The sequence below is a fragment of the Reyranella sp. genome, from assembly GCF_052439685.1.
Lineage (GTDB): Bacteria > Pseudomonadota > Alphaproteobacteria > Reyranellales > Reyranellaceae > Reyranella.
Window position 1 is genome coordinate 62841 of sequence record NZ_JBQVQG010000007.1, and the last position, 17645, is coordinate 80485.

Annotated in this window: 18 protein-coding genes; 6 read left to right on the forward strand and 12 right to left on the reverse strand. The window is 65.7% G+C overall.

The window, feature by feature from the left end:
• Positions 1–3: 3 nt before the first annotated feature.
• Positions 4–888, reverse strand: a complete 885-nt coding sequence (locus tag ACT6UX_RS11510) for a TauD/TfdA dioxygenase family protein (RefSeq protein WP_444775287.1) — start codon at positions 886–888, stop codon at positions 4–6.
• 16 nt (positions 889–904) lie between these two features.
• On the reverse strand, positions 905–1885 hold the full coding sequence (locus ACT6UX_RS11515; protein WP_444775288.1) for a Bug family tripartite tricarboxylate transporter substrate binding protein: 981 nt from the start codon (positions 1883–1885) through the stop codon (positions 905–907).
• 118 nt (positions 1886–2003) lie between these two features.
• Here ACT6UX_RS11515 and ACT6UX_RS11520 point away from each other — a divergent pair, with 118 nt between their 5' ends.
• On the forward strand, positions 2004–2903 hold the full coding sequence (locus tag ACT6UX_RS11520; RefSeq protein ID WP_444775289.1) for a LysR family transcriptional regulator: 900 nt from the start codon (positions 2004–2006) through the stop codon (positions 2901–2903).
• Positions 2904–2936: 33 nt separating this feature from the next.
• Here the strand turns inward: ACT6UX_RS11520 and ACT6UX_RS11525 are convergent, their stop codons facing one another.
• The 3 genes from ACT6UX_RS11525 to ACT6UX_RS11535 are packed head-to-tail and all read right to left on the reverse strand — an operon-like array spanning position 2937 to position 6059.
• The gene (locus tag ACT6UX_RS11525) at positions 2937–4304 is read right to left on the reverse strand and encodes an ABC transporter substrate-binding protein (protein WP_444775290.1); all 1368 of its coding nucleotides are present in this window, start codon (positions 4302–4304) and stop codon (positions 2937–2939) included.
• A 37-nt stretch (positions 4305–4341) separates the two neighbouring features.
• Complete coding sequence (locus ACT6UX_RS11530; RefSeq protein WP_444775291.1) at positions 4342–5151, reverse strand: alpha/beta fold hydrolase; 810 nt, start codon at positions 5149–5151, stop codon at positions 4342–4344.
• A 2-nt stretch (positions 5152–5153) separates the two neighbouring features.
• Positions 5154–6059, reverse strand: coding sequence for a Bug family tripartite tricarboxylate transporter substrate binding protein (locus tag ACT6UX_RS11535; RefSeq protein ID WP_444775292.1), 906 nt, complete (start codon positions 6057–6059; stop codon positions 5154–5156).
• Between the two features lie 114 nt (positions 6060–6173).
• Between ACT6UX_RS11535 and ACT6UX_RS11540 the strand changes: the two genes are divergently transcribed.
• Positions 6174–7157: a tripartite tricarboxylate transporter substrate-binding protein gene (locus ACT6UX_RS11540; protein ID WP_444775293.1), complete on the forward strand. Its 984-nt coding sequence runs from the start codon at positions 6174–6176 to the stop codon at positions 7155–7157.
• Between the two features lie 3 nt (positions 7158–7160).
• On the opposite strand, the gene ACT6UX_RS11545 is transcribed toward ACT6UX_RS11540, so the two are convergent.
• The 3 genes from ACT6UX_RS11545 to ACT6UX_RS11555 form a co-directional block, all read right to left on the reverse strand.
• A complete protein-coding gene (locus ACT6UX_RS11545) occupies positions 7161–7487 on the reverse strand; it encodes an NIPSNAP family protein (RefSeq protein ID WP_298309634.1) in 327 nt (108 codons plus the stop codon).
• An 11-nt stretch (positions 7488–7498) separates the two neighbouring features.
• Positions 7499–8386, reverse strand: coding sequence for an MBL fold metallo-hydrolase (locus tag ACT6UX_RS11550; RefSeq protein WP_444775294.1), 888 nt, complete (start codon positions 8384–8386; stop codon positions 7499–7501).
• 85 nt (positions 8387–8471) lie between these two features.
• Positions 8472–8780 (reverse strand): hypothetical protein, encoded by a 309-nt coding sequence (locus ACT6UX_RS11555; protein WP_444775295.1) that lies wholly within the window; start codon positions 8778–8780, stop codon positions 8472–8474.
• A gap of 105 nt (positions 8781–8885) precedes the next feature.
• Here ACT6UX_RS11555 and ACT6UX_RS11560 point away from each other — a divergent pair, with 105 nt between their 5' ends.
• Complete coding sequence (locus ACT6UX_RS11560; protein ID WP_444775296.1) at positions 8886–10307, forward strand: amidase; 1422 nt, start codon at positions 8886–8888, stop codon at positions 10305–10307.
• A 13-nt stretch (positions 10308–10320) separates the two neighbouring features.
• Here the strand turns inward: ACT6UX_RS11560 and ACT6UX_RS11565 are convergent, their stop codons facing one another.
• The 3 genes from ACT6UX_RS11565 to ACT6UX_RS11575 form a co-directional block, all read right to left on the reverse strand.
• Positions 10321–10812 carry a hypothetical protein gene (locus ACT6UX_RS11565; RefSeq protein ID WP_444775297.1) on the reverse strand — a complete coding sequence of 164 codons (492 nt, stop codon included), beginning with the start codon at positions 10810–10812 and terminating at the stop codon, positions 10321–10323.
• A 342-nt stretch (positions 10813–11154) separates the two neighbouring features.
• Positions 11155–12129, reverse strand: coding sequence for a Bug family tripartite tricarboxylate transporter substrate binding protein (locus tag ACT6UX_RS11570; protein ID WP_444775298.1), 975 nt, complete (start codon positions 12127–12129; stop codon positions 11155–11157).
• A gap of 29 nt (positions 12130–12158) precedes the next feature.
• Positions 12159–13058, reverse strand: a complete 900-nt coding sequence (locus ACT6UX_RS11575; protein ID WP_444775299.1) for an SDR family NAD(P)-dependent oxidoreductase — start codon at positions 13056–13058, stop codon at positions 12159–12161.
• A 75-nt stretch (positions 13059–13133) separates the two neighbouring features.
• Between ACT6UX_RS11575 and ACT6UX_RS11580 the strand changes: the two genes are divergently transcribed.
• The 3 genes from ACT6UX_RS11580 (at position 13134) to ACT6UX_RS11590 (ending at position 16642) form a co-directional block, all read left to right on the forward strand.
• A complete protein-coding gene (locus ACT6UX_RS11580; protein ID WP_444775300.1) occupies positions 13134–14363 on the forward strand; it encodes a serine hydrolase domain-containing protein in 1230 nt (409 codons plus the stop codon).
• Positions 14364–14374: 11 nt separating this feature from the next.
• The gene (locus ACT6UX_RS11585) at positions 14375–15250 is read left to right on the forward strand and encodes a TauD/TfdA dioxygenase family protein (protein WP_444775301.1); all 876 of its coding nucleotides are present in this window, start codon (positions 14375–14377) and stop codon (positions 15248–15250) included.
• 72 nt (positions 15251–15322) lie between these two features.
• Positions 15323–16642 (forward strand): MFS transporter, encoded by a 1320-nt coding sequence (locus ACT6UX_RS11590; RefSeq protein ID WP_444775302.1) that lies wholly within the window; start codon positions 15323–15325, stop codon positions 16640–16642.
• On the opposite strand, the gene ACT6UX_RS11595 is transcribed toward ACT6UX_RS11590, so the two are convergent.
• Positions 16631–17590, reverse strand: coding sequence for a GlxA family transcriptional regulator (locus ACT6UX_RS11595; RefSeq protein WP_444775303.1), 960 nt, complete (start codon positions 17588–17590; stop codon positions 16631–16633). The genes ACT6UX_RS11590 and ACT6UX_RS11595 overlap by 12 nt on opposite strands.
• Positions 17591–17645 lie beyond the last annotated feature (55 nt).

Below are 17645 nucleotides of genomic sequence, written 5' to 3' on the forward strand. Positions count from 1 at the left end.
CGATCAGAACGGCCGGTCGCCGGTGACGGTGACGCGGTGGCCGCTGCGCGTGTGGGGCCAGTAGTCCCACATGGCGCGATGCTGGGCGCAGCGATTGTCCCAGAAGGCGATCGAGTTCTCGCGCCAGCGGAAACGGCACTGGAAGAGCGGGTTTTCCATGTGCTGGTAGAGGTAACGCAGGATGGCATCACCCTCGTCGCGCGGCACACCGATCAGGCGGCTGGTGAAACCGGCATTGACGTAGAGGCACTTCCGGCCGGTCACCGGATGGGTGCGCACCACCGGATGCTCCGCCCGCGGATACTCCGGCTTGTCGGCCACCCCGATCGGCTTGAACAGGCCGCGATAGACGATCTCGCCATCGTGCAGGGCGGTCATGCCCGCGAGATAGGCCTTCATGCGGTCGGAGAGGGCGTCGTAGGCCGCGTACATGTTGGCGAACAGCGTGTCGCCGCCGCGCGACGGACAGGTCTTGATGTGCAGGATGGAGCCCATGGGTGGCTCGACCTCGCAGCTCACGTCGGTGTGCCAGCCTTCGCCGTTGGCGCGCGGGCTGTTCTTGTCGGAATGGATGATCATCATCTCCGGCATGCCGGCCTCGTGCGGCGCCGCCGGATGGACGTGCAGGTCGCCGAACAGGCGGCCGAACGCCATGTGCTGCTCGGGCGTCAGCACCTGGTTGCGAAAGAAGATGACGAGGTTCTCCGCCAGCGCGCGGTGGATCTCGTCCTGCTGGCGGTTCGAGAGCGGCTTGCTGAGATCGACGCCGCCCAGTTCGGCGCCGATGATCGGCGTCAGCTTGTCGACGGTGATCGTCTCGTAGGGCGCGCTTTCGTCCGGGTTGTAACGGATACGCGGGCCGGCATTGGCGTTCAATGAACCTGTCATGACTGTCTCCGTTGACCTACTCGTCGAGGCTGATCTTGTTTTCCCTGATGATCTTCGACCAGACGTCGCCTTCGGTGGCGACGAACCGGTCGAACTGTTCGGGACTCCAGTCCCTGAGGACGATCCCGAGCTGCTTCGCCCGCTCCACGACGACGTCGAACTTGGCGATCTTCCTCATGGCCGCGTTCAGCTTGTCGATGATCGGCTTCGGCGTCCCGGCCGGCGCGAACATTCCGTACCAGGCATCGAAGATGAAGCTCGGCAGGCCCGCTTCCGCCGTCGTGGGAATGTCGGGGAACGCCGCCAGGCGGGCATCGCTCGCCAGCGCGAGGGCCTTCACGTTGCCGTTGCGGATGTGCGACGCCAGCGACGGCGGGCTCATCACCGCCAGTTCGACCTGGCCGGCCACGAGGTCGGCACTCACCGGTCCGGCGCCCTTGTACGGGATGTGGACCAGATCGATGCCGGCGGCCTTGTTCAGCATAACGCCACCGATATGGGCGACGGAGCCAGGCCCGAAGGAGGCATAGTTCAGCTTGCCGGGATTGGCCTTCGCGTAGGCGATGAAGTCCTTCAGGGTATCGGGCGGCACCCGTTTGGTGATGACGATGAGCTGCGGCGCGATCGCGCCCATTGCGACGCCGGTCAGGTCTTTGGGCGACCAGTTCAGGTTCTTGATCATCGCCGGATTCGCCGAATGGAATGACGAATACTGCATCAGCAGCGTGTAGCCGTCCGGCTTGGCCTTCGCGACGATCGCCGTGGCGATGTTACCGTTGCCGCCGCCCTTGTTGTCGACGATGACCTGCTGGCCGAACTCCTTGGACAGATGGTCCGCGAACATGCGTCCCACGATGTCGGTGCCACCGCCCGGCGGGGCGGCGACGACCAGCGTGATGGGACGGTCGGGATAGTCGCTCTGTGCCTTGGCGCCGGGGCTGGCGATCATCGATCCGGCGGCGGCAGACGCGAGCGACAGGAGGTGGCGGCGCTTCATCCCTGGATTCCTTTCTCGATCCGCCCCGTGACGGGTGCGGTTGACGCAGCGCTAGCACCGATCCACCTTATGCATGAAGTGCATTATTTGCAGATAAATCGCTGAGGACTACGCAACAATGGACAAACGGCTGCTGGAGTCCTTCGTGGCCGTATATCGATCGGGATCGCTCGTCGAAGCCGCGGACCGTCTCAACATTTCGCAATCGGCCCTGTCGCGCCGCATCACGGAACTCCAGCACCGGCTCGGACTGGCCCTGTTCGAGCCGTCGGGACGAGGCATGGCCGCGACGACCGACGCGCACGATCTGCTGCCGCTCGCCTCATCGGCTCTCGAAGGCATCGCGAGACTGGAAGCGGCGGCCCGCGCCAACAGCGTGCAGCCGGCGGTCCAGATTACGGTCGCGGCGACGGCGCACACGATCGAAACCGTCGTGGCGCCCGGCATCGCCGAATTCACGCAAGCAAAGCCGCATGTCCGCATCGGCGTCGTCGAAGCGAACGGCGTCGAGATCGAGGATCTCGTGCTGAGCGGCGACGCCTCGATGGGCATCACCGGACGCCCGCGCTACGATGCGGGTCTGGTCGATCAGCAGATCGTTCGTCTCGACATCCTGGCGGCCTCGCCGAAACCATTCAGCCCCGCCGAGCGCCGGAACGGCATCGATCTCCGGACGCTGTGCGAGCGCGACCTGCTGGTGCTGGACCGCGGATACCAGTCGAGGCTAACCCTCGACGCGGCGCTGCGCCTGCTGTCGCTCTCACCGAGCATCCGCCACGAAGGCGGATCGGGAACGGTGATCCTGGCGCTGGCGCGGGCTGGCCTCGGCACCGCCGTCATTCCGGCGACCACGCACACGGATCTGCACACCGCCAAGATCATCGCCAACGGCATCGTCCTCGGCATGGACCTCGCCGCAATCTGGGATCCGACGCTTCGGTGGCGCACGGAGGTCGAGCAGTTCGCCGACCGGCTCAGGGCGTCCTTCGCCTCCCGCCGCCGCACGCGGCGCGCCTGACGACCGGCTGAAGCGGGTTCCGCACGCGTCACTCTACTGTGCGATTTCCTTGATGCGCGCGATCAGCTCGTCGACGGCTTTTTCGACGGACACCTTGTCGGTCACCACGCGGTTCATCGCTTTGGCCCAGACGTTCTCGGCGTCGAGGCGCGCGAACTTCCAGTTCTTCGCGAACTCGGAAGGCTGCGGTGACGTCTTGAACTGGTCGTACACGGCGCTGCGATGCTTGTCGGCCTGCCAGAACGGGCTCTCCCGGCCTGCTTTGGTGACGGGAAACCAGCGGCCGAGCCCCGCCTCCACATAGGGGCGCAGGTTCTCCTCCTCGAGCAGGAACCGCAGGAACTCGCGGGCACGCGTCTTGTTCTTCGACTCCCGGAAGATCACGCCGACCTTGACGACGGTGCGATACACCATCGGCGTGCCATCGGGCTTGCGGGGAAGACCCGCCGTCGCAATCAGCTCGTCGTAGGCCCTGCGGCCGGCGGTGCGCTCCGCCGGTGTGCGGTTCGGATTATTGGCATCGTCGAGCCACTTGGCTGAGGCCGCGATCGAATAGTCGTGCGTCATGATCGTCGTGCGACCATTGAAAGCCGCCCCACTGTCGCCATCCTTCCAGCCCGTCGACGAGGGCGGCGAGCAGCCTTTGGTGTAGACGTCAGTGTAGTCACGAAGGGCGGCGATCAGCCCCTGCCGCATCTTGGGATCGTCGACCAGAAGCTTGCCCGACCCGTCGACCAGCTTCACGTCGTAGGCGTCGACCCAGCTCATGAACGAGCGGAACGAGTCGCTCGAGTCGACACCCATCGGCCTGCCGATGCCGTACACCTGGCTGCGGGTCGCTTTGCGGTAGGCCGGCTGGACCTTGTCGCACCAGAAGGACCAGTATTCCTTCCACGTGCCGGGAATGTCGTTTTCCTTGAATCCGGCCGCCGCCAGCATGTCCTTCCAATACTCGACGTGCAGCATCTGCTGCTTCAGCACGAAGCCATAGAAGGCCTTCTTCCTGACCTTGCCGTCGTAGAGATACGCCGACTCGATGGTGACCGGCAGGAACCGGTCCTTGATCGGCTCGATCACGTCGGAGATGTCTTCAAGCTTGCCATCGAATGCCCACTTGGCCACGACCTGAACGTCGTACGTGTCCGAATAGGCAATGTCTGGTGGCGAACCCGACTCGAGGGCCGCGACCGTCTTCGGGATCATATCCTCTGCCGCGTACTGGGACAGGTCGACCTTGCCCCCTGTCTTGGCTTCGAACTTCCTGATCGCGGCGAACAGCGCCTCGTCCTCGGCCTTGTGGACTCCCTTGATCCACCAGACGGCGAGCTTCTCCTGGGCAAAGCCCGGGACGGCCGACAAGGCGATCGCCAACGCCGCGGCCCCAGCCAGAATCCGTCTCATTGCTTCCTCGCTTGAAGGCTGCCTGACGACTCGGGTATCAGTCCGCCTTGCGCGAGTCGAGAAAAGTCCTCAAGGCCTGCGCGCATTGCGCAGCATGCGAGAAGGGCAGGCCGTGGCGTGACCGACCGAACACGTTCAGTTCGGCATCGCAAAACCCCTTGTGCAGTTCGGCCATGACACTCACGGGAATGAATGGACTGCCATCAGGATGCAGCAAGAGCGTCGGGCACCTGATCTCGGCCAGCCGCGACGTGAGGTCGGTGCCGATGAGCACACCCAGCGCATTCAAAATGGAGTCCCGCGACCACTTCTCCTGCTCCGCGGCGAACCAGGCGCGGCGTTCGGCTGACAACGCATCGTCGTGAAAACGGTCCCGCAGGAAGGCGTCGGACCAGAGCTTCGGGCCGCCTTCGTCGAGCTGGCGCCGCCACGCCTCGACCCTCTGGATCGAGGCTCCGAGATGGGCGCCGTTACTGACGGTGAGAGTGGCGATCCTCGCCGGCCGGGCGAGTGCGGCCGCCAGCGCCACCGTCCCGCCGATCGACTCGCCCACGAGATGAAAGCGCTCGAGCCCGGCGGCGTCGGCCACGGCAAAAAGATCCTCCACCATCAGATCCAGGGACCATTTGAAGTCGGCCGGCGGAATGTTCGAGCGTCCGTAGCCGCGCATGTCGAAGGTGACGAGCCGATAGGCATCGGCCAGCGCGGGCTGCCACCCCACCCAGATTCCTGCGCTGGCGCCGATCCCGTGATGGAACAGGATCGGCACGCGCGGGCGTTGCCAGGGCGCCACGAGGTCCACGACATCGAAGCAGAGGGTCCCGTGGTTGGTAGCGGCGACAGGCATGGTCAGTCGGCGCGGATGCCCGCGCTTTTGATGACCTCTTCCCACTTCTTTCGATCGGCCATGATGGTCGCCTTGAATTCGGCCGGCGACCCGATGATCGAATCCATGCCGCTTTCGGCGAAGCGCTTCTGCACGTCCGGCTTGGCGACGGCCGCCCGGAGCGCCTTGTTCCAGAGATCGACCAGGTCGGCCGGCATGCCCTTGGAGCCGAACACGCCGAACCAGTTGACCACCTGGAACCCGGGCAGGAACTTCGACATCAACGGAAGGTTGGGGAACAGCGGCGAGGGCTTCGGCGAGCCGAAGGCGACCGGGATCAGCCCTCCGCCATTAATCTGACCCAGAAATTCCGGCATGTTGCCGAACATCATGTCGCAATTGCCGGAGATCATGTCCTGGATGGCAGGCGCGCCACCGCGATAGGGCACGTGCAGGATGTTGATGCCCGCCATCTTCTTGAAGAGTTCGGCGGCGAGATGCTGCGACGTGCCGTTGCCGGCGGAGGCATAGGTCAGCTTGCCCGGGTTCTTCTTCGCGAAGTCGATGATCTCCGGGACCGTGCGGTACTTCATGTGCTTGCCGACGACCAGCATGTTGGTGACGCCGGCGATGTTGGCGATCGGCGTGAGGTCGGTGTCGACGTTGATCGGCAGCTTCTGCCCCGGCATCACCGGCGAGACGCACAGCGCCGCCATGGCAGCGAGGCCGATGGTGCGGCCGTCCGGTGGCGCGTTCGCGACGATCTCGTTGGCGATGAAGCCGCTGGCGCCGGTCTTGGTATCGACGATGACCTTCTGCCCGACTTCCGGCGTCACGGCCTCGGCCACGATACGGCACAGCAGATCGGCCGTGCCGCCCGGCGCAAAGCCGCAGAGGAAGCGGACATCGCCGGAAATCTTCTGCGCCATCGCCGGCCATCCGGCGAGAGACCCTATGAGTGCAGCCGCGCTCGCGCTCGTGAAAGTTCTACGTTGCATTCTTGTTTCCTCCCTGTGTTGAGAAAAGCCTAGCATACTTCTCGCATGCGCAAGTTTTCTCGCCGCGGTGCCCTCGCCGGTCTCGCCGCCCTGCCCTTGTCCTCGCTGTCGATTAGGTCCGACGCGAGATCACCGGTCTTTCCCGACCCGCCGCTTCGCCTCGTCGTGGGCTTCCCACCCGGCAGCACCGGCGATTCCCTGGCACGGCTGATTGCGGCCGGGGTCGGCGAACGGCTGGGCCGCGCCGTCATGGTCGACAACAAGGCCGGCGGTGAGATGGCCGCGGGCTTCACCGCCCGCGCCGCGCCCGATGGCGCCACCTTCATGCTGGCCTCCAACAGCCCGACGACGCTCGCGCCAGCGCTCGGGCGTACCCTGCCCTATGACATTCGCACCGACTTCGCCGCTGCGTGCCCGGTCGGGTTCACGCCGATGCTGCTCGTCGCACGGCCCGACCTGCAGGTCAGCAACGCCGCGGAGTTGCTGGATCTGGCGCGCGTTCACCAGGGCAGCCTGAAGGGCGGCTCGGCCGGTGTCGGCGACTCGACCCACCTCGCGCTCGAACTCTTCAAGGCGATGGCGAAGCTCGACATCGTGCATGTGCCGTACAAGGGAAGCGGTCCCGCGATGGCGGCTCTGATGGCCGGTGGGATCGATATCTGCTTCGCCGACCTGCCGGCTGCGATCCCCCGTGTCCGAGTCGGCAAGATGCGCGGTCTGGGACAGTCGGGGCTCGCGCGCTCGGCTGCCGCGCCCGGCATCGCGACGATCGCCGAGTCGGGATTGCCCGGGTACGAGGCCGTGGTCTTCTACGGCCTCTTTCTGCCCGTCGGTGCTCCCTCCGCACTGATCGAACAGCTGAATGCGGCCGTCGAAGCCACGCTCCGCGCGCCGCCCGTCGCGAAGAAGCTCGCGGCCCTCGGCGTCGATCCCCGGTTTGGATCGCCCGCCGAGTTCGCGGCCTACGTGGCCCACGACTACGTCAAGTGGGCCTACCTCGGCAAAGCTGCCGGCCTCACGGCCGACTGACCGCTACTGCACGGACGAGAAGCCGGTCGGCGTGAGCATCTGAACGGAGACGTTCTCGACGATGGCGCCGTCCTTTTCGGTCTCGGCGCGCTTGGCCAACCATTCCGGATCGGCGGCGAAGGCATTCCACTTCTTCTCGCGCTCGGCCAGCGACTCCCAGGCGAGGAAATAGGTCAGTTCCTGGTTCGATTCGCCGATCAGGGTGGTGAAGAAGCCGGCCTGCTTGATGCCGTGCCGCTCCCAGATCTTGAGCGTGATCGTATTGAAGCGATTGAGCAGTGCCGGGAGGCGACCCGGCACGCACCTGTAGACCCGCATTTCGTAGATCATCTTCGCTCTCCCTAGAATTGCCCGCCGAAGCGCGGCACGAACCCATCGTCCTTGTGGTCGATGTGGCAACTGAACGGCGCCCCGAAGTGACACGGCATCAGACGCGCGCCGCTACCGGCGCAATGTTCCAGCGCCGCGCGCCGGCTCTTGCGCGCACCGATACCGTCGGCGCAGGCGAAGCTGTTCCACTCGGGATGATAGACCTGTAGCGCGTGGTGCAGGATGTCGCCGCAGAACAGCGCCTTCTCCCCGCGCGATTCGAACTTGATGGCGATCGTGCCCGGCGTGTGTCCCGGCGCCGGTTCGACGGAGAGGTTCTCGTCGAGCTGCGCGGCACCTTCGATCATCTGCGTGAGACCCGCCTCGACGACGGGCAGAACCGAGTCCCGGAAGGAGCCCGCGTTGACCGGACCGGTCGCGGGATCGCTGTCCAGTTTCAGGTAGTGATCGTAGTCGGCGCGGCTGAACACGTACTTCGCATTCCTGAACGTCGGCACCCACTTGCCGTTCTCGAGGCGTGTGTTCCAGCCGACATGATCGACATGGAGGTGCGTGCACATCACCATGTCGATCTCGTCGGGCTCGACGCCGGCGGCTTTCAGCCGCTCGAGGTACTTGGTCTCCATCAGGTGCCACTTCGGCCGATGGGGACGCGACTTGTGATTGCCGACGCAGGTGTCGATCAGGACGGTCTTGCCGCCGATCTTCAGCAGCCAGCTATGGACACTGAGCTTCAGGAAAGCAGAGGCTTCGTCATAGTGCGCCGGCACCAGCCAGTCACGATGCCGCTCGACGACGGCGGGATCCCAATCCGGAAAGAACGCCTTGGCATCGAAGTTGGGTTCGTAGCTTTCCTCGATGCGCACGGCCGTACCGGCGCCCAGCTTCACCTCGACCATGGAGCCTCCCCTCGTTTGCAGGGGAGCTTAGCGTCGGGAAGCCACTACGGGAAAGGCGATCGTTTCGCTGTCTACCGTTTCGAGATCAGAAGGGCAGGCGCGACGCATCGGCACGCTCTACGCGCCAATGAGTGAGGGCCGCGATGGCAGCACCGCCAAGCGGCGCCGCGACGATCAGCGCGATGAAGTGAACACCGAGCAGCCACGGCTCGAACAGGCCGGGCGTGAGATGTCCCACCGTCACGGTCGCCACGAAGAACAAGACTGCAAAGCCGACGCCCCACAGCAGGCCGCCCAAGGCCACGAGGAGAGACGATGCGGTCAACGAGCGGCCGATGAGATAACTCGCCCCGAAGGCGGCACTGGCGGCGACAAGCGCGGCGATGGTTTCCATCACGTCCTCCAATACGCTCTCGACTTGGGAGAATTCAGAGTCGACACTGCTGCAACCCCTGTACTTTGAAACATCTAACCCTCGTCGAGAACCGACAAAAAACGCATGTCTCAGTCCGCATTCGACTGGCTTTCTGCAGCGGAACTTTCAAAACTCTTCTCCCGCGGAGAGGCTTCTCCGGTCGAGGTTCTCGACGCGATGCTGAATCGCGCATCGTCGCTGCAACATCAGCTCAACGCGCTCGTGTTGATTGATGAAGATCGCGCGCAAACTGCTGCACAGGCTGCAGAATCCCGGTGGCGCGACGGCCAGCCGTTGTCGCCTCTGGATGGAATTCCGACGACGATAAAGGACACGACGAACGTCAAAGGGTGGCCTACTCGCTACGGATCGCATTCGACGGATGAGACTCCGGCCCACGACAACGCCGCCGTGACCGACAGGTTCCTTGCAGCGGGCATGATCATATTTGGCAAGTCCACGACGCCGGAGTTCGGCTGGAAGGCGCTGACCGACTCGCCGCTGCAGGGTGTCACGCGCAGCCCGTGGGATCTCGGCCATTCACCCGGCGGGTCGTCAGGCGGTGCCTCGGCGCTCACGGCGGCCGGGATCAATCCGTTCAACCATGGCAACGATGGCGGCGGCTCGATCCGCATTCCCGCCAGCCACACGGGCCTCGTCGGCCTGAAGCCCTCCTATGGCCGCATCCCGCAGTATCCGGCCGATGCGCCGTTCGCCGACGTGATCAGCCAGGGCGTGCTTACACGCACCGTCCTCGACACGGCGATGGCCTTGAACGTCACCGCAGGCCCGGACGCGCGCGACTGGCGCTCCTTGCCGTCCGAAGCGCGGGACTACACGGTCGGCCTCGACGCCGGCGTGCGCGGCTGGAAGATCGGGCTCAGCCTCGACCTCGGTCATGTGAAGGCCGATCCGGAAGTGCGTGAGCTCGTGGCCGCCGCGGCGAAGCGTTTCGAGGAGCTGGGCGCCCACGTCGAGGATGTCGGTCCGATGTTCGAGCCGCTGCAGGAACATTTCGAACCGCTGTGGATCGGCAGCTTCGCCACCCGCTTCCGGCAGATCCCGACTCAGCTTCACGACAAGCTCGATCCCGGCCTGCGCGCGCTCATGGAAAAAGGTCTGGCGATAACGCTTGCCGACTATGCCAGGGCGTTCGAGGCGCGGAGCCGGCTCGCGCGCGATCTCGCGCTCTGGCATCGCAAGTACGACCTGCTGCTCGCGCCGGTCGCGCCGACGGCGGGTCCTCCGGTCGAAACGCTCTACAATTCGGAGGCATTTCCGCGCTGGACGAAGGGCGCGCCGTACACCCTTCCCTGCAATCTCACCGGCCAGCCGGCGGCCTCAATGCCCGCGGGCCTGACAAAGGCGGGACTTCCCGTCGGCATACAGATCATCGGCGCGCCGCGAGCGGACGAACTCGTGCTGCGCGCGATGCGCGCCTTCGAAAGCGCGAGCGGCTGGACCTGGCCGCAGCCGAAGGTGCTGGAGACATTGAAGGGCTTGTGACGTCGGGACGCCGTCAGACGGCGTTCGAGACCTTGCTGGGCGTCGGACGGACGACGCGCAGCGCGATGACGAGGACACGGTAGCCGAGGAAGCCCGCACAAAGGGCGCTGGCGGCGGCAATGTATCCTGGCGCTACCACCGGTTCTCCGATCATGGCGGAAGCGAAATCGATCGCGGACAGCACCGCGAGGACCACCGCCACGATGAGGCCGTCGACGGTCGCCGGCAGCATCACGAGGCCGGCTTCCTTGTTGGTCTGCACCGTCAGCCTCCATCCGCGGATGCGGCCGATCATCGATCCCAATGCGAAGGCCGCGACCCAGAGGAAGTCGAACAGGATGCTCGCTTCGAACACGCCTGCGAGCAGCATCAGCGTCGCCATCAGCGCGAAGCCCCCCGGCAGGGCCACGCGGCCGAGCGTCGTCACGCCGCCGCGCGACTGAGCCGCCATCGTCCAGAGGCAAAGGGCGGCGAAAAGAAGCGTAAGGCCGTTCGCCAGGCTCAAAGTCGAAATCATGGTCGGAAGCAAACGATAAGGCTGGCAGCGAGTAAAGCGCTGAGGCTGCACTTGGACTGTCAACAGAATGCCTTGTGCACTTGCAGCCGGTGAGAATTTCTCGCCTCTCACCAGCCCTGAACGCGCCCCCGAAAGTCGACGAACAGGCGAAAACACAAGGGAAATTCCGCGGCGCCTCTCCTTCGGTTCCAGGGCTCAGACCATCGCTCCGCGCGGAACGGTTCGCCCGGCCACGTCGTCGCAGGCCACACATGCGCCGGCCGACGATCGCCAAAACGACAGCGGCGCCGGAGTAAACCGGCGCCGCTGCTCCAACTTCGGGACTTTGGATCAGGCGTCGGGTTTGACGCCGGCGGTGGTGATCACCTTCTCCCACTTGTCGATCTCGCTTCGCAGGAACTTGCCCGTCTCCTCCGGCGTGGCCCCGACGGGGATCACCGCCTGCTCGGCGAGGCGCTTGCGCAGCGCCTCGTCTTTCACGGCCTTGGACACTTCGGATGACACCTTGTCGACGATCTCCTTCGGCGTTCCCGCGGGCGCGAGGAACATCACCCAGGTCGAGGATTCGATCAGCGGTCCGCCCGCCTCGACGATCGTCGGCACTTCCTCGACGCCCGGCACGCGATTCTTGGACAGCATGGCCAGAGCGCGGATCTTGCCGGCGCGGACCTGCGTCATCACCCCGATCGGCGCATCGATCAGCAGCTGGATGTTGCCCGAGGCGAGGTCGGCCAGCGCTGGCGCGGTGCCCTTGTAGGGCACGTGCACCATATCGATTCCAGTAACCTGCTTCATGAGTTCGCTGGTGAGATGCGCGGCGGCACCAACACCCGACGACCCGAACGAGAGCTTGCCCGGATTGGCCTTGGCGTAGGCGATCAGCTCGGCCACGTTCTTCACCGGGAGCCCGTTGGTGACGCAGATGATCAGCGGCGCGACGCCGACCAGCGACACCGGCGCAAATCCCGAAACCGGATCGAATTTCAGCTTGCCGGCGTAGAGCGTCTTGTTGGCGGCGTGCGCGGCGATCACCGTCAGGAAGGTGTAGCCGTCGGGCGCCGCGTTGGTGACGATCTCGGCTCCGATCAGCGAATTGGCGCCGGGCTTGTTGTCGACCACGAAGGTCTGGCCAACATTCATCTTCTCGAGCGTGAGCCGTGTGGTCACGTCGGTCAGGCCGCCGGCCGTGTAGGGCACGACCCAGCGGATCGGCTTGTTCGGCCAAGCCTGGGCGCGCGCAGCGCCTGGAACCAGGGCAGCCGCAGCCGTCGTCGCCAGCGCCGTGCGGCGATTGATCTTCAACATCTGTTATTCCTTCTCCGTCCCTGCTTGTTTCAGTCCAGATCGAGACCGTTCATGCCCGCGTTCTTGCGGGCCTTCCGGGCAATTTCGCCCAGCACTTTGCCGGCCTGCACCGGATCCATGATCTGCTCGACGGTCGGGCCCTTATGCCAGCCCTCGGCGACGGCGAAAATACCGTTCCCGGCCTGAAAGACGCGGCCCGTCACCTCTCGGCTGTCCTCACTCACCAGCCAGGTCGCGACCGGGGCGATCCACTTCGGGTCACGGCGCTTCTTGTCCTCTTCCGTATATTCGCGCAGGTCCTCGGTCATGCGCGTGAAGGCCGAGGGCGAGATCGAGTTCACCGTGACGCCATAGCGGGCGAGTTCACGCGCCGCGATGATGGTGAAAGAGGCGATGCCGGCCTTGGCCGCGCCATAGTTGGTCTGGCCGATGTTGCCGTAGATGCCCGAGACCGAGGTGGTGGTGATGATGCGCGCGTCGACCGGGCCGCCCTTCAGCTTGGCTTGGTCGCGCCAGTAGGCGGCGGCATGCCGGGCCGGCGCGAAGGTGCCCTTGAGGTGCACCTTGATGACGGCATCCCACTCGTCCTCGCTCATGTTGACGAGCATGCGGTCGCGCAGAATGCCGGCATTGAGCACGATGGCGTCGAGCTTGCCGAACGCCTCGACCGCCTGGTCGATCATGTGCTTGGCGCCGTTCCAGTCGGAGACGTCGTCGCCGTTGGCCACCGCTTCGCCGCCCATCGCCTTGATCTCGTTCACCACCTGCTGGGCGGGTCCGACGTCATTGCCCTTGCCGGCCCGGTCGCCGCCCAGGTCGTTCACGACGACCTTGGCGCCGTGCTCCGCCAGCATCAGGCAATGTTCCCGGCCGACGCCTCGGGCGCCTCCCGTCACGATCGCAACCCGTCCCTCGCACAATCTCGCCATTGGTGCCTCCCGTCTTTTGCGTGTCTGAACCCTATCGTCCTGGGCTAGTCTAGCGGGGCTCAAGGGAGGATCGCCATGGATACGCTGCCGCTCGTTACCCCCGAACAGGTCGGACTTTCCGCAGCGCGGCTCGACCGCGTGCGTACCTGGATGAAAGGATGGGTCGATAGCGGGAAGCTGGCCGGTATGGTCACCTGCGTCATGCGCAACGGCGAACTGGCCTTCGCCGAGGTCGTGGGCAAGTCGGATGTAGCCCGTGACACGCCGATGCGCGCTGACACGATCTTCCGCATCTATTCCATGACCAAGCCGCTCACCTCGACGGCGATCATGATGCTCTACGAAGAGGGCCGCTTTCAGCTCGACGACCCGATCTCCAAGTTCATCCCCGCCTTCGCCAACCCGCGCGTGATGGTGGGCGGCAGCCGCGGCAAGATCGAGACCGTGCCGGCCGAGCGCGAGATCAATTTCCGCGACCTGCTTACCCACACGTCGGGCCTGACCTACGGCTTCATGGAGAGCAATCCGGTTGACGCGGCCTATCGTGCCAAGGAAGGCGGCGTCGATTTCCAGACCGCCGACACCAGCCTGAAGCAGGTCGTCGAGCGGCTGGCGCAGCTGCCGCTGATCGCCCAGCCGGGCAAGGCGTGGAACTACTCGGTCTCCACCGACGTGCTGGGCTATCTGGTCGAGGTGATCTCCGGCCAGCCCTTCGAGAAATACCTGAAGGAGAAGGTCATCGATCCGCTCGGCATGGTCGACACCGACTTCCATGTCCCGGCCGCCAAGCACGACCGCTTTGCCGCGAACTACGCCGCCGGCGCCGGCGGCAAGCTCGAGCTGATCGACGATCCGGCCAAGAGCCGTTACCTCGCACCGCGCAAGGTGAACTCGGGCGGCGGCGGCCTGGTCTCGACCGCTGCCGACTATCTGCGCTTCTGCAAGTTCATGCTGAACGAGGGCGAGCTCGACGGCGTGCGCCTGCTCGGCCGCAAGACGGTCGAGCTCATGACCACGAACCACCTCAACGGCGATATGGCCGACATGGGGACGCCGCGCTTCTCCGAATCGACCTACACCGGCATCGGCTTCGGGCTCGGCTTCTCGGTGATGATCGACCCGGCCAAGGCCCATATCGCGGGCACGCCCGGCGAATATGCCTGGGGCGGCGCCGCCTCCACCGCCTTCTGGATCGATCCGGTCGAGGACATGGCCGTGGTGCTGCTGACGCAGCTCATGCCCTCTTCGACCTATCCGATCCGGCGCGAGCTGCGCGTGCTCACCTACCAGGCGATCATCGACTGAGGGACGAAGTCATGCGCAACACCGGCAGCATCGAAGTCCGCAAGCTCCATCCGCTGTTCGGCGCGGAGATATCCGGCATCGACATCACGCGGCCTCTGTCAGCCCGCGAATTCGGTCCGATTCGCGCTGCGTTCGAGGAGCATTCCGTGCTCCTGTTCCGCGACCAGGCGATGGACGACGACACCCAGATCGCCTTCAGCGAGAATTTCGGCCCGCTGGAGACGACGCTCAGCGCCAATCCCGCCGCCGGGACCAAGTTCGCGCGCCAGTCCAACCTCGACATCATGACCGGCGAGCCGATCCCGCCGGACGACATGCGCATGATCTACCAGAAGGCCAACTACTTCTGGCACTCGGACTCGTCCTTCAAGCGTGTCCCATCGCTGTGCTCGATCCTGACGGCGCGGATCTGCCCGCCCGAGGGCGGCAACACCGAGTTCCTGAACATGCGCGCGGCCTGGGACGCGCTGCCGCCGGCCCTGCAGGCGACGATTCATCCGCTGGTCGCCGAGCATGCGCTGGCCCATTCGCGAGACCGCGTGCAGAAGGGCATCCTCAGCGCCAAGTCGCTGTCGGAGCTGCCGCCGGTCAAGCAGCGCATGTTCCGCGACAACCCGATCAACGGCCGCCGCGCGCTCTATATCGGCGCCCATGCCGGCCGCATCCTCGACTGGCCCGAACCGATGTCGAAGGCAATCCTGTGGGAGCTGGCACAGCGTGCGGAGCAGCCGGAGTTCATGATGTCGCACGCCTGGCGCGAGGGCGACGTGATCGTCTGGGACAATCGTGCCGTCCTGCATCGCGCCACCCACTACGATGCGACCAAGCACAAGCGCCTGATGCAGCGCACGACCATCGGCGGCGACGAGCTGACGGTCCCACAGTAACAGATGGCCGAACCCGCTTCAGCTGGTCCGCTCCCCGACGGGATGCCGTCGGGGCCACGGCGACTCGCCGCCGTGGCGACCATCACCATCGGCCTGTCGATGGCGGTGCTCAGCAATTCGATGACGAATCTCGCCTTGCCTTACATCGCGAACGACCTCGCGATCACGGCGGAGAGCTCGATCTGGATCGTCAACGCCTACCAGATCGCCCTGATGATCCTGCTGCTGCCGGTGGCGGCGCTGGGCGACATCGTGGGCTACCGAACCGTCTATCGCTCGGGCCTCGTCGTCTTCTCGCTGGCCTCGATCGGCTGCGTGCTCGCGCCCTCGCTCGCCTGGCTGATCACGGCGCGCACGCTCCAAGGGCTGGGAGGCGCGGCCATCATGGCCATCCAGCCAGCCTTGGTTCGATCGATCTACCCACGTGCCGCCCTCGGCCGAGGGCTCGGCTTCAACACCACCGTCGTGGCGACCTCGCTGGCCGCCGGACCCAGCCTCGGCGCCGCGCTGCTCGCGATCACCAGCTGGCCGATCCTGTTCGCCGTCTATATTCCGCTTGGCGTTCTCTCCTTCTTCCTGGCCGGCCGCTTCCTGCCGGTGACGACACACGTCAAGCGGCCCTTCGACGTGCTCTCGGCAGTCCTGTCCGGCGGCACCTTCGGCCTGCTGATCTTCGGCATCGACGGAGTCGGCCATGGCCATCCAGTGCCGGTGATCGTGGCGGAGCTGGTCGGCGCGGCCCTGTTCGGCACGCTGTTCGTCTGGCGCCAGCGCAGGCTCGCCGATCCGATGATGCCGATCGACATGTTCACCCGGCCGATCTTCTCGCTCTCGATCTCGGCCTCGACCTGTACCTTCACGGCCCAGGGTCTGGCCTTCGTCAGCCTGCCCTTCTTCTTCCATACGGTGCTGGGCCGTGACGCCACGGCCACCGGCCTGCTGCTGACGGCGTGGCCACTCGCCCTGGCCGGCATCGCACCGATCGCCGGCCGGCTGGCCGACCGTCACCATGCCGGTGCTCTCGGCACGATCGGCCTGACCTGCATGGCCTCCGGACTGATCCTGACGGCGCTGCTCCCGCCGGATCCGTCCGCCTTCGACATCATGTGGAGGCTGGTCCTGTGCGGCGCGGGTTTCGGCATCTTCGCCTCGCCCAACAACCGGCTGATGATGAACGCCGTACCGCGCGACCGCAGCGGCAGCGCCGGCGGCATCATTGCCACGGCCCGGACGCTCGGCCAGACGATGGGCTCGGCCCTGGTCGCCCTGGTCTTCGGCCTGTTCGACTTCTCCGGCGGCGGCGCCGCTGACGCGGCACGGGCGGCGATCTGGCTGGGCGCCGGCTTTGCCCTGACCGCCCTGATCCTGAGCAGCCTGCGGCTACGGCACTGAAGCCGCGTGCATCTCGCGGAACAGCGACGGTGCCATGCCGAAGCGGCGCTCGAAGGCCTGGCCGAGCCGCGCCGATGAGCGCAGGCCCACCCGGCCGGCGATCGTCTTGAGCGGGAGGCCCTTGGCCAGCAGGGTGCGCGCCGCATCGAGCCGAAGCCCTTCGACGAAGTGCGCCGGCGTCTTGCCGGTCGCCTCGACGAACTTGCGATAGAAGCTGCGCTCCGACAGGCCCGCGCGAGCGGCCAGGGCGGGGACGTCGAGCGGCTCGTCGAGATGGGTCTGCATCCATTCGATCAGGCGCGCAAACGGAGCGTCGGCCTCGGTCTGCACCTGCAACAGCGGGCTGAACTGCGACTGGTAGCCCGGCCTTCGCGCGTAGAGCACGAAGTGCCGCGCGATCAGGTTGGCCGTCGCCGCACCGAGATCGGCCTCGACCAGCGCCAGCGCCATGTCGATGCCCGTCGTCACCCCGGCCGAGGTCCAGACCTTGCCATCGACGACATAGAGCGCATCGGCATCCACGGTCAGCGCGGGGAATTTCTCGGCAAGACGCGTGCAGCTCGCCCAGTGCGTCGCCACCCGCTTGCCGTCGAGCAGGCCGGCCGCGGCCAGCACGAAGGCGCCGGTGCAAACCGAGCCGAAGCGCCTTGTCTGCGGCGCGACCTTGCGCAGCCAGCGTCGTACGTCATCGCGCGCCATCACCGTCTTCAGTCCGCGCGCCCCACCCGCGACGAGCAGCGTATCGTAGCGTCCACCGACGGGAACGCTCATCAGCACGACGCCACAGTTGGAGACGACCGGGCCGCCGTCGGGCGAGACGATCCGCACGTCGTAGGCAGGCTGCCCGCGCCCCTCGTTGGCCGCGCCGAACACGGCGGCGGGGCCGGTGACATCGAGGAGCTGGCAGCCCTCGTAGGCGAGGATGGCGATCCGGTGCACTTTGGCCATTGGCAGAAATTACTTCATATTTGTCATTTCTGCCAACGACAGGATTGCGTAGGGT

Bases quoted from the DNA above. Each gene is read 5' to 3' on its own strand.
- ACT6UX_RS11510 (WP_444775287.1), bottom strand. From the start codon at position 888: ATGACAGGTTCATTGAACGCCAATGCCGGCCCGCGTATCCGTTACAAC.
- ACT6UX_RS11515 (WP_444775288.1), bottom strand. From the start codon at position 1,885: ATGAAGCGCCGCCACCTCCTGTCGCTCGCGTCTGCCGCCGCCGGATCG.
- ACT6UX_RS11520 (WP_444775289.1), top strand. From the start codon at position 2,004: ATGGACAAACGGCTGCTGGAGTCCTTCGTGGCCGTATATCGATCGGGA.
- ACT6UX_RS11525 (WP_444775290.1), bottom strand. From the start codon at position 4,304: ATGAGACGGATTCTGGCTGGGGCCGCGGCGTTGGCGATCGCCTTGTCG.
- ACT6UX_RS11530 (WP_444775291.1), bottom strand. From the start codon at position 5,151: ATGCCTGTCGCCGCTACCAACCACGGGACCCTCTGCTTCGATGTCGTG.
- ACT6UX_RS11535 (WP_444775292.1), bottom strand. From the start codon at position 6,059: ATGGCGCAGAAGATTTCCGGCGATGTCCGCTTCCTCTGCGGCTTTGCG.
- ACT6UX_RS11540 (WP_444775293.1), top strand. From the start codon at position 6,174: ATGCGCAAGTTTTCTCGCCGCGGTGCCCTCGCCGGTCTCGCCGCCCTG.
- ACT6UX_RS11545 (WP_298309634.1), bottom strand. From the start codon at position 7,487: ATGATCTACGAAATGCGGGTCTACAGGTGCGTGCCGGGTCGCCTCCCG.
- ACT6UX_RS11550 (WP_444775294.1), bottom strand. From the start codon at position 8,386: ATGGTCGAGGTGAAGCTGGGCGCCGGTACGGCCGTGCGCATCGAGGAA.
- ACT6UX_RS11555 (WP_444775295.1), bottom strand. From the start codon at position 8,780: ATGGAAACCATCGCCGCGCTTGTCGCCGCCAGTGCCGCCTTCGGGGCG.
- ACT6UX_RS11560 (WP_444775296.1), top strand. From the start codon at position 8,886: ATGTCTCAGTCCGCATTCGACTGGCTTTCTGCAGCGGAACTTTCAAAA.
- ACT6UX_RS11570 (WP_444775298.1), bottom strand. From the start codon at position 12,129: ATGTTGAAGATCAATCGCCGCACGGCGCTGGCGACGACGGCTGCGGCT.
- ACT6UX_RS11575 (WP_444775299.1), bottom strand. From the start codon at position 13,058: ATGGCGAGATTGTGCGAGGGACGGGTTGCGATCGTGACGGGAGGCGCC.
- ACT6UX_RS11580 (WP_444775300.1), top strand. From the start codon at position 13,134: ATGGATACGCTGCCGCTCGTTACCCCCGAACAGGTCGGACTTTCCGCA.
- ACT6UX_RS11585 (WP_444775301.1), top strand. From the start codon at position 14,375: ATGCGCAACACCGGCAGCATCGAAGTCCGCAAGCTCCATCCGCTGTTC.
- ACT6UX_RS11595 (WP_444775303.1), bottom strand. From the start codon at position 17,590: ATGGCCAAAGTGCACCGGATCGCCATCCTCGCCTACGAGGGCTGCCAG.